Below are 5,330 nucleotides of genomic sequence, written 5' to 3'. Positions count from 1 at the left end.
AAGCACGAGGACGCCGTCGCGGTGAGCGCGAACACGGCCAGCGTCGCGAGCGGGGAACGCAAGTGGTGCGCCGGCACCGACGGCGAACGCCGCCGCAGCGACCACGAGCGGTGCGGCGAAGTAGCCGACGACGCGGACGTATCCCGCCAGCAGGAGGCCGCCGACCACGTCACGCGCGGGAATCGTCGTGAGGTAGCCGTCGCGCGCGTCGATGTCGCCGAGCTGGATGGCGGTGAGGTAGGCGGGCCATGAACACGTGGAACGTCGGACTCGCCGCGGGACGAGGCCCGCGAGGGTCGCGGCGTCGTCGGGATTCTCGGCGAGCGTGGCGCCGGCGATGTGGGCACCCCACGCGGCGGCCGCCGTGAACACGAGCCCGAACAGAATCGCGGCTGCCGCGGCGAGCAGTTGCACCGTGCTCTTCCCGCGGACTTTCCGCCAGCCGACGCGGAGTTCGTTGACCGCGATGCGGACCGCGTGCCGGGCGTCCGGGAACCCCGGCATCGGTCACGCCTCCTCGGTGCTGGCCGGCCGCTCGTCGCCGTTGTCGCCGATGCCGCCGGTGACCTCGAGGAAGACGTCTTCGAGGGTGCGTTCGTCGCCGGATTCGGCCCGCGACTTGAGGTGGTCGGGCGCGCCCTCCGTGACGAGCTGGCCGTCGTAGAGCACGCCGATCGTGTCCGCGAGTTCGTCGACGACCGGGAGGATGTGCGTCGAGAGGAAGACGGTGGCGTCGCCGTCTGCGAGGGACGCGATGGTGTCCCGGACGGTGCGGGCGGCCCGCGGGTCGAGCCCGGACGTGGGTTCGTCGAGGAAGAGCACGTCGGGGTCGTGGAGCATCGCCTGGATGATGCCGACCTTCTGTTTCATCCCCTTGGAGTACGCGGAGATGCGTTTGTCGGCGTCGCCGGACAGCGAGAATCGGTCCAGGAGGTCGTCGATGCGGTCCTCAGCGTCCGCTTCCGGGAGGTCCCTGAGACCGGCGATGTATCGGAGCTGTTCGCGGCCCGTGAGCTCCCCGTGCAGCGGCGGGTCCTCGGGCAGGTAGCCGATGTTCGAGACGACGGCGTCGCGGTCGGTGATGTCCGCCCCCGCGACGGTGCCGGTGCCGTCGCTGGGGGTCGTGAGCGTCGTCAGCATCCGCATCGTCGTGGTCTTCCCGGCGCCGTTCGGGCCGAGGAACCCGTAGACGCTGGCCTCGGGGATGGCGAGGTTCAGCCGGTCGACGGCGGTTTCGTCCCCGTATCGCTTCGTGAGGTTCCGGGTCTCGATGGCGCGGTCGGTCATTGTCGTGAGTCTCCGCTGGCCGGCCTTAAATGTGGACGAGTCTTCGCTGGCAGCGAAGTCCCCGCGTTCGCTCGCGGGCAGGCACCCGTGGAGCCGTACGCGGGGGGAGCTACTGGTCGGGCCAGCGCTTGTCGTCGTAGTTCTCGTCGCGCTTGCTGTCGAAGGACTGTTCGAGTTTCCGGACGAGCTCCTGCTTCTCGGTGGCGCCGATGCGCGCGAGCTCGTCGGCCTTCCCGATGGGTTCGGGCGGCCCGGCTTCGGCGGCGACCTGGCTGGTGACGTAGCGCTCGACCGCGCGACGCGTCTCCTCGTCGTCGGCGAATGCACGCGGGAGTTCGACCTTGTGCACGAGGTCCGTACGGGGGTCGTAGACGACGAAGAACGCGACCTCGTAGGCTTCGGCGGCGAGTTCGCGGTCGACGCCGAGTTCGTTCGCATCCGCAAAGACGCCGTCTGCGCCGAGCGTGGACGTGAACCAGCCGGTCCACGAGAGTTCGTCCGTGCTGCGGTGGTAGTCCCCGTCGGCGAACTCGCGCTGTTCGAGGACCTGCGTGAAGAACGCGGCGTCGCTGGCCCACGGCGTCGGGCGGCCGCGGTCCCGCAGCGCGCGCACCAGCGCCTGGCTCGCGGGACTCTTCACGAATCCCGCCAGCGGGACGTCCTCGTCGGCGAAGCGTTCGACGAGCCGGACGTAGTTCTCCAGGACTTCGCCGACGAGTTCGTTCTCCGTGACGAGGTCCGCGAGGCTGGCGTGTCGGTCCGCCCAGTTCACGAGCTGTTTGGGGTAGACGGGGCCGTCGAGGAGAAGCAGGTCGTCGACTGCGTCGGCGTGTTCGAGGGCGTGGTGGCTCTCCGAGAGGTAGAGCGCGAGGCCGTGGACGACGCGCTCCTGGTCGCGAGCCAGCGGCGCGGTGTGGACGATGCGGCCGCGCCAGTAGCCCTCGTCCTGTTTGCGCCAGTCCGTGCCCATCTTCACGGTGGCGTCGTTGGAGTGGACGCTGGTGATGACGGTGCGGGACCGGTGGAGGTCGAGGTCGCTGGGGCTGGCGCTCATCGCGGCCTGCGCGAGGTCGAGGACGAGCCCGTTCTTGAACGTCTTCGGGTTGATGGTGCCGGAGTCGAGGCCGTGTGCGGTGTCGAACGGCGAGGGCTGGAGCGCGAGTTCCTGGAGGTCGGCGGCCGACCGCCGCTGCTCGGCCAGCGGCTGGAGGACGGGGCCGTCCTCGCCGTAGAGGGGGTCGAGGTAGTTCGCCCACGTCTCCTCTGCGAGGTCGCGGTGTTCCTCGGCGTCCACGTCCGTGCGTATCTGGCTGGCGAGCGCGGCGATGCCGTCGAAGTGGACGGGGTCGAGGGTCATGGCCGTTCCTGGGTTGTGGAGGGGCAAATAGTCCGTCGGTCCCTCGCCGGCCCACGCCTTGTGGTGGACTCGTCGACGTCGCCCGCCGGGAGGCTCGCTGGAATCGCTCGGTACGGGCTCGCCGGGAGCGCCCGGCCATCACCCCTAATTCTTTACTCGCACTCGAGACAACTTTTGTCAGAATAGTTAACTGGGGTGGGGTCGTAGGCGCACGTAGATGCCAGCAGGACCCGGCGATTCGGCGGTGAACTGGCGGCGCACCGACGACGGCGTGGAACTTTTCGACGAGGGCAACCCCGACGCCTGGATTCACATGGACGTCGAACCGGGCGCGCCAGGCGACGAACGCCCGTTCAACGTCTGTCCGGAGTGCGGGATCGTCACCCCGCAGCGCACCGCGCCAGGGCCGCATATGGTGTGTGGCGAGTGCGGCGCGGAGTTCGACGTCGAGCCGGCGGGCGAGGCTCCCGGGGCCGACGAGGGCGGCAGTCCGGCCGCGGACGACACGTAAATACGCGCGGGCCTCCGACGGTCGACCATGCAGGCCGCGCTGGTCATTCTCGACGGCTGGGGGCTCGCCGACCACGACAGACTCGACGCCGTCAAGGCCGCGGACACGCCGAACTTCGACGAGTACGCCGACAGCGGCGCGTTCGGCACGCTGACGACGTCCGGCCGCGAAGTCGGCCTCCCGCGGGGCCAGATGGGGAACAGCGAGGTCGGCCACCTCACCATCGGCGCGGGCCGCGTCGTCTTCCAGGAGTACACCCGCATCAACGACGCAATCGCGGACGGCGAACTCTGCGAGAACGACGCAATCGGCGGCGCGCTCGACCACGTCGAACGCACCGGCGGCCGCCTCCACGTGATGGGGCTGGTCTCCGACGGGGGCGTCCACTCCGACCACGAGCACATCCACGCACTCCTCGAGTGCGCGGCGTCCCGCGACCTCCCCGCGACCACCCACGCGTTCACGGACGGCCGCGACACTGCCCCCCACGGCGGCGAGGACTACCTCCAGACGCTCCGGGACGTCGTCGACGAATACGGCACCGGCGACGTCGCCACCGTCGTCGGCCGGTACTACGCGATGGACCGCGACCAGAACTGGGAGCGCACGAAGCGCGCGTTCGATGCCATCGTGAATCGCAACGGCGACCACCGCGCCGAGACCGCGGTCGAGGCGGTCCGCGAGAGCTACGAGCGCGGCGCCACCGACGAGTTCGTCGAACCGACCGTCGTGCGCGGCGGGGACGCGCTCAGCGAGGACGACGCCGTCGTGTTCTGTAACTTCCGCGCGGACCGCGCGCGCCAACTCGTCCGCATGCTCGCGGACATCCGCCCCGAGGACTGGGAGGCCGACGGCCTCTCGACTGACCCGCCGGCGGTGCCGGTAGCGACGATGACGGAGTACGACAAGACCTTCGACCTCCCGGTGGCGTTCGAGTCCGAGCAGCCCGCGGACACGCTCGGGGACGTGCTCGCCGCGAACGGCCTCGGCCAGTTGCGGGTCGCCGAGTCCGAGAAGTACCCCCACGTCACGTACTTCCTGAACGGCGGTCGCGAGGTGGAGTTCGAGGGCGAGATTCGGCGCATCGTCGAGAGTCCGGACGTCCCGACCTACGACCTCCGGCCGGAGATGAGCGCCGCGGGCGTCACGGACACGGCCCTGGACGTGCTCGCCAACGACGACCCCGAGGTGCTGGTGTTGAACTACGCGAACCCCGACATGGTCGGCCACACGGGCGACTACGAGGCCGCCATCGAGGCCGTCGAAACCGTGGACGAGGAACTCGGCCGCCTCGTCCCCGAACTCCGGGCCGCAGGTGCCGACGTGCTGGTCACGGCCGACCACGGGAACGCCGACGACATGGGCACGCCCGACGACCCACACACCGCTCACACGTTCAACCCCGTTCCGTTCGTCTATCTCGAACCCGCTGGCGGTGATGGCGCGGCCACGGCAGAGGATGATGGTGGTTCCAGTGGGGTTACGGTCCGCGGCGACGGAGCGCTCCGCGACGTTTCCCCGACGCTGCTGGACCTGCTCGGGCTCTCGAAACCCGAGGCGATGACGGGCGAGACGCTGCTGGAGTAGCCCCCGCGGTCGGTCCGCGGCTGTTGCTCAGCCGGTCCGGAACGAGTAGTCGAGGCTGGCCGCGGAGTGCGTCAGCGACCCCAGCGAAATCACGTCCGCGCCGGTCGCAGCGTACGCCGGGACGTCGGCGACGGTGATGCCGCCGCTGGCCTCCGCCAGGACGTCGTCCGGGAGCCGGTCGACCGCCGCTCGCGTCTCTGCGGGCGTCATGTTGTCTAGGAGGACGATGTCCGCGCCCGCCTCGGCCGCCCGAGCGCGCCGGCCGGCGTCTCCACTTCGACCTCCAGCTGGGTCGCGAACGACGCCCGGTCACGGAAGTGCGCGACGGCGGCCTCCAGCCCCATCTCTGCGACGTGGTTGTCCCTTCACCATCACCATGTGCGAGAGGTCCAGGCGGTGGGTGTCCCCGCCGCCCGCGGCCACCGCGCGCTTCTCCACGCCGCGCAGGCCGGGCGTCGTCTTCCGCGTGGCGGCGACGGCGACGTCGTCGCTCTCGGCGCGGGCGGCGTCGACCGCTCGACGCGTCTTCGACGCGATGCCCGACGCGTGCCCGACGACGTTGACGGCGACGCGCTCCGCACGCAGCAC

General features: G+C 70.4%; 4 protein-coding genes and 2 pseudogenes. 2 read left to right on the top strand and 4 right to left on the bottom strand.

From position 1 onward, the window contains the following. The 3 genes and pseudogenes from GRX66_RS16350 to GRX66_RS16340 form a co-directional block, all read right to left on the bottom strand. A pseudogene (locus GRX66_RS16350) lies at nucleotides 1-504 on the bottom strand (hypothetical protein); the annotation flags it as partial. Nucleotides 505-507: 3 nt separating this feature from the next. Further along, nucleotides 508-1,287, bottom strand: coding sequence for an ABC transporter ATP-binding protein (locus GRX66_RS16345; protein WP_159527476.1), 780 nt, complete (start codon nucleotides 1,285-1,287; stop codon nucleotides 508-510). 109 nt (nucleotides 1,288-1,396) lie between these two features. Next, on the bottom strand, nucleotides 1,397-2,644 hold the full coding sequence (locus GRX66_RS16340; protein ID WP_159527475.1) for a DNA double-strand break repair nuclease NurA: 1,248 nt from the start codon (nucleotides 2,642-2,644) through the stop codon (nucleotides 1,397-1,399). Nucleotides 2,645-2,861: 217 nt separating this feature from the next. Between GRX66_RS16340 and GRX66_RS16335 the strand changes: the two genes are divergently transcribed. Further along, complete coding sequence (locus tag GRX66_RS16335; protein ID WP_159527474.1) at nucleotides 2,862-3,155, top strand: hypothetical protein; 294 nt, start codon at nucleotides 2,862-2,864, stop codon at nucleotides 3,153-3,155. Nucleotides 3,156-3,182: 27 nt separating this feature from the next. Next, nucleotides 3,183-4,742: a 2,3-bisphosphoglycerate-independent phosphoglycerate mutase gene (gene gpmI, locus GRX66_RS16330; RefSeq protein ID WP_159527473.1), complete on the top strand. Its 1,560-nt coding sequence runs from the start codon at nucleotides 3,183-3,185 to the stop codon at nucleotides 4,740-4,742. Between the two features lie 27 nt (nucleotides 4,743-4,769). Here gpmI and GRX66_RS16325 read toward each other — a convergent pair. After that, nucleotides 4,770-5,330 (bottom strand): annotated as a pseudogene (locus GRX66_RS16325) (nicotinate-nucleotide diphosphorylase).

Source organism: Halobacterium bonnevillei (assembly GCF_009831555.1).
In the GTDB taxonomy this organism is placed as follows: domain Archaea; phylum Halobacteriota; class Halobacteria; order Halobacteriales; family Halobacteriaceae; genus Halobacterium; species Halobacterium bonnevillei.
This window is presented reverse-complemented; position numbering and strand designations above follow the sequence as displayed.

Coding starts and splice junctions, on each gene's coding strand:
- GRX66_RS16345 (WP_159527476.1), bottom strand. CDS start 1,287: ATGACCGACCGCGCCATCGAGACCCGGAACCTCACGAAGCGATACGGG.
- GRX66_RS16340 (WP_159527475.1), bottom strand. CDS start 2,644: ATGACCCTCGACCCCGTCCACTTCGACGGCATCGCCGCGCTCGCCAGC.
- GRX66_RS16335 (WP_159527474.1), top strand. CDS start 2,862: ATGCCAGCAGGACCCGGCGATTCGGCGGTGAACTGGCGGCGCACCGAC.
- gpmI (WP_159527473.1), top strand. CDS start 3,183: ATGCAGGCCGCGCTGGTCATTCTCGACGGCTGGGGGCTCGCCGACCAC.